The sequence below is a fragment of the Actinotalea sp. C106 genome (genome assembly GCF_023630195.1).
GTDB lineage: Bacteria > Actinomycetota > Actinomycetes > Actinomycetales > Cellulomonadaceae > Actinotalea.
Genome location: NZ_JALPKN010000265.1, coordinates 1 through 4,288 on the forward strand (window position 1 = coordinate 1; position 4,288 = coordinate 4,288).

General features: G+C 73.7%; 5 protein-coding genes. 3 read left to right on the forward strand and 2 right to left on the reverse strand.

Going from position 1 to position 4,288, the window contains the following annotated elements; genetic code table 11:
• The first annotated feature begins 104 nt into the window (after positions 1–104).
• On the forward strand, positions 105–743 hold the full coding sequence (locus L0B03_RS14500; RefSeq protein WP_250447015.1) for a response regulator transcription factor: 639 nt from the start codon (positions 105–107) through the stop codon (positions 741–743).
• A 39-nt stretch (positions 744–782) separates the two neighbouring features.
• On the opposite strand, the gene L0B03_RS14505 is transcribed toward L0B03_RS14500, so the two are convergent.
• Positions 783–1,247: a hypothetical protein gene (locus L0B03_RS14505; protein ID WP_250447018.1), complete on the reverse strand. Its 465-nt coding sequence runs from the start codon at positions 1,245–1,247 to the stop codon at positions 783–785.
• A 227-nt stretch (positions 1,248–1,474) separates the two neighbouring features.
• On the opposite strand from L0B03_RS14505, the gene L0B03_RS14510 reads away from it, so the two are divergent.
• Together L0B03_RS14510 and L0B03_RS14515 are read left to right on the forward strand one after the other, a co-directional pair.
• The gene (locus L0B03_RS14510; RefSeq protein WP_250447021.1) at positions 1,475–2,857 is read left to right on the forward strand and encodes a deoxyribodipyrimidine photo-lyase; all 1,383 of its coding nucleotides are present in this window, start codon (positions 1,475–1,477) and stop codon (positions 2,855–2,857) included.
• 207 nt (positions 2,858–3,064) lie between these two features.
• Positions 3,065–3,541, forward strand: a complete 477-nt coding sequence (locus L0B03_RS14515) for an aromatic ring-opening dioxygenase LigA (protein WP_250447023.1) — start codon at positions 3,065–3,067, stop codon at positions 3,539–3,541.
• Positions 3,542–3,664: 123 nt separating this feature from the next.
• Here the strand turns inward: L0B03_RS14515 and L0B03_RS14520 are convergent.
• The coding region (locus L0B03_RS14520) for a class I SAM-dependent methyltransferase (RefSeq protein WP_250447026.1) at positions 3,665–4,288 on the reverse strand (624 nt) is incomplete at its 5' end.

The window sequence follows — 4,288 nt, forward strand, 5'->3', positions numbered from 1 at the left end:
GCTACGATCCGACTTCTGCCCCTCACGGCCGACGCGAAGCCGGCCCGGCCCGACCTGCCGGGGGCTGCCAGCGACCACACGCCGACGCCGTCGGGGCAGACGCCGTGATCCGGGTGCTGCTGGCCGACGACCACGCGGCCATCCGGTCAGGGCTGCGGGCGATGCTCAGCCCGCACGCGGACGTCCTCGTGGTGGGCGAGGCGGCCGACGGCGCGGCGGCCGTGGCCAACGCTCGCGCGCTGCAGCCCGACGTCGTCCTCATGGACATCCGCATGCCCGGCACCGACGGGATCGCCGCGACCCGGGCGATCGTCGAGGCCGGGCTGGCCGACGTGCTCGTCCTGACCACCTTCGACGTCGACGAGTACGTCTTCGGGGCGCTGCGCGCGGGTGCGGCCGGTTTTCTGCTCAAGACGGTCGGGGCGGCGGCCCTCGTCGACGCGGTGCGGCGGGTCGCCGCGGGCGAAGGGGTCGTGGCCCCCGAGGTGACCCGGCGGCTGCTCTCCGCCTTCGCCGCCACCCCTGCCCCGCCGTCCGCCCCCGCGTGGTTGGCCGAGCTCACCGAGCGCGAGCGGGAGGTGCTGGGGTGCCTGGGCCGAGGCCTGTCCAACGCCGAGCTGGCCCACGAGCTCTCCGTCTCCGAGGCCACCGCCAAGACCCACGTCTCACGGGTGCTGGCCAAGACCGGCTGCGCCTCCCGCATGCAGGCCGCGATCGCCGCCCGCGACCACGGCCTCGCCTGAGCGGCGGCGCCTCCGCTCCGCCCGGGGCCACCCGCAGGCTCAGGCGATGAGGTCGACGCCGATCGCGGCCAGGACGCCGAAGGCCGTGCCCCACAGGATGATCGACAGGATCTGCCAGCGGATGACGGCGTCCTTGGACGCCCCGAAGGAGACCATCGCCATCGAGGTGATCTGGCTCGGCAGGATCGACTGGCCGAGCAGGCTCACCCCCGCGACCCCGTACTTGTCGAAGGCCGTGCGCAGCTTCTCGCGTCGCGGGGAGCTCTCGCGCTCCCGAGCGACCTTGCCGCGGACCGTGCTGGCCCCGAGCACCAGCGCGACCATGGAGATGATGTTGCCGACGACGGCCGCGACGATCGCGACCACGGGGTTCAACCCGGCGAAGACCCCGATCACCGAACCGAAGTAGGACTCGACGAACGGGATGGCCCCCGCGAGCAGCACCCCGACCCACTGCAGCAGGGTCGGAAGGGACTCGGTGAACTCCTGCAGGCTCTCGATCACGATGACTCCCGGTCCTGGTCCGCTCGGGGACCTCGTCGATGTGCTGGTCGATGTGCTGGTCGACGTGCTGGCCACCGACCCGGCCGCGTGCTGGTCACCCCCGACGAGGCGACGCCTCTCACCGAGGCCCACGAGATCATCGCCCACGTCGTCGAGAACCTCACGCTGCGCCCCTGACCGTAGGGCCGCGGGAGCGCCCCCAGCGGGGAGGCCGTAGCGTCGGAGGCGTGACGAGCATCCTGTGGCTGCGCCGTGATCTGCGACGACGGGACCACCCGGCCCTGGGTGCCGCGGTCGAGGCCGCAGGGGACGGCACCGTCCTGCCGGTGTTCGTCGCGGACCCGACCCTGCTCGCCTCCTCGGGGCCCGCCCGCACCGCCTCCCTGCGCGACGCGCTGACCGAGCTCGACGCCGCCCTCGACGGCGCCCTGGTGATCCGGCACGGCCGCCCCGAGGACGTGATCCCGGCCCTGGCCCGTGAGCTCGGCGCGACGAGCGTGCACATCAGCGCCGAGACCACCCCCTACGGCCGTCGCCGCGACGCCCGGGTCGAGGCAGCCCTGGCCGAGGTGGGCGACGGCGTGCCCCTGGTCACCACCGGCAGCCCGTACGCGGTCACCCCCGGCCGGGTGCTCAACGGCAGCGGCAACCCGTACAAGGTGTTCACCCCCTTCTCCAAGGCGTGGCGCGACCACGGCTGGCGTCGCCCGGCCGAGGAGCCGGCTGAGCTGCGGTGGTGCCGCACCGTGGACTCCGAGCCCCTCCCGGACGCCCCCGACGGCGAGCTGCCCCCCGACCTCCCGGCCGTGGGCGAGCAGGCCGCCCTGGACCGGTGGCACGAGTTCTGCGAGGACCACCTCGCCGAGTACGGCTCGGCCCGCGACCGCCCCGACCTGCGCGCGACCTCCGAGCTCTCGGTGCACCTCAAGTACGGGACGATCCACCCCCGCACCCTGCTCGCCGACGTCGCGAACCACCGGGACGGCCGCACCGACGGCGCGCGCACCTTCGTCACCGAGCTGGCGTGGCGCGAGTTCTACGCCGACGTCCTGTGGCACGACCCCGCCTCGGCGTGGTCCGACCTGCGCCCCGGCCTCGCGGCGATGGCCTACGACGACGCCGCGGGGCCGGCCGCCGACGCCTTCGCGGCCTGGCAGGCGGGCCGCACGGGCTTCCCGTTCGTCGACGCGGGGATGCGCCAGCTGCTCCAGGAGGGGTGGGTCCACAACCGCGTGCGGATGGTGGTCGCGAGCTTCCTGGTCAAGGACCTGCACGTGTGGTGGCCTCACGGCGCCCGGCACTTCCTGACCCACCTGCGCGACGGGGACATCGCCTCCAACAACCACGGCTGGCAGTGGGTCGCGGGCACGGGGACCGACGCCTCGCCCTACTTCCGCGTGTTCAACCCCGTGACCCAGGGCGAGCGCTTCGACCCCGACGGCGAGTACGTGCGGCGATACGTGCCCGAGCTGCGGCACCTGCGCGGGAAGGCCGCCCACCAGCCGTGGAAGGCCGCCGAGGGGTACGCCCACGGGTACCCCGAGCAGATCGTCGACCACGGCGCCGAACGTACCGAGGCCTTGCGCCGCTACGAAGCCGCCCGAGGCTGAGCGCCGGGCCGAGCCTCGGCCGTCGGACGGTCCGGCGGGCCGGAAAACCGCCCTGATCAGGACTTTCGTCCCGGGATACTCCCGGACTTAGGGCCCACAAAATGGGCTCGCGCGAGCGGCAGAGTACTCACCAGAGGGCGACGGTCGCTCTCGCCGAGGAACCACCGGCGCGATCCCGGCCTCGCATCCTGGGAAGGGTTCACCACCATGAACGCCATCGCTTCGAACGCCAAGCCCGTCAAGATCGTCGGCCTGATCTCGATCGTCGCCGGCGTCGTCCTGATCATCGCCGGCGCGGCCACCGCCCTGGTGGTTCGCGACCAGCTCGTCGCCGAGAACATCACCCTCGGCGAGGACGTCGCGATGTTCGCCGGCAACACCGTCAACGGCCCCATCGACGCCTACCTCCAGGCCGACATCATCAACCAGCACGCCCTGGAGAGCTCGGGCGGCCTGACCTACGCCGAGCTCGACCGCGAGGACCCCGTCCGCGCCAGCGTCATGAACGGCTCGTTCCTGCGGGCCTCGCTGTTCACCTCGGTCATCGCCTTCGGCGTCGCGGCCTTCGCCGCCGGCATGGGCATCATGTTCATCCTCATCGGCTGGGCCCTGCGCAAGCTGGTCGACACCGCCCCCGTCACCACGGCGAACACCCCGGTCGCGAAGACCGGCGCAGCCGCCTGAGAACCTCCCAGGGCTCGACGGCCCCGTCCCCCACCTGGGGGGCGGGGCCGTCGGGCGTCCGGATCCGGTCGGCCTGACCGCGACGTCGGCCCCGGCGCTACCGGGTGCACCTGCCCGCGCCGCTCAGGCCTTGGTCGAGGCCGTGACCGTGAACTTGGGATCGCGGCTGAGCTGACGGGTCTTGCCCACGGCCCGCTCGAGCACCGGCCGGTACATGAGGTGGGAGTTCCACACGGCCCACAGCTCCCCGCCGGGGCGCAGCACCCGCGCGGCCTCGTCGAACAGCCGGCGCGCCACACCCGTGTGCACCGCGGTGCCGGTGTGGAAGGGCGGGTTGAGCACCACGAGGTCCACGCTCGCGTCCTCGACCTGGGCCAGGGCGTCGTCGTGGGTCACGGTGATGCGGTCGCCGAGCCCGTTGGCCGTGGCGGTGGCCCGGGCCGAGGCGACCGCGGCGGCCGAGTCGTCCGTCGCGAGGACCTGCAGGTCCGGACGGCTGCGGGCGAGGAGCGCCGCGACCACCCCGGAACCGCAGCCCAGGTCCACTGCCCGCTCGGCCCGCGGGGCCATGGCGTCGAGGTGCGCGAGCAGCTGCCGGGTACCGATGTCGATGCGCGTCCCGGCGAAGACCCCGCCGTGGGCGCAGACCGTGAGGTCGAGGTCGGCGTGGTGCTCGCGCGCCGGCCACCGGGGCGCAGGCTCCCCAGCGGTGGCCTCGGCAGCGTCGGGGCTGCCCTCGGGCCCAGT

What these genes read in the sequence shown, in the direction of transcription:
- L0B03_RS14515 (WP_250447023.1), top strand. Translation starts at nt 3,065, where the DNA reads ATGAACGCCATCGCTTCGAACGCCAAGCCCGTCAAGATCGTCGGCCTG.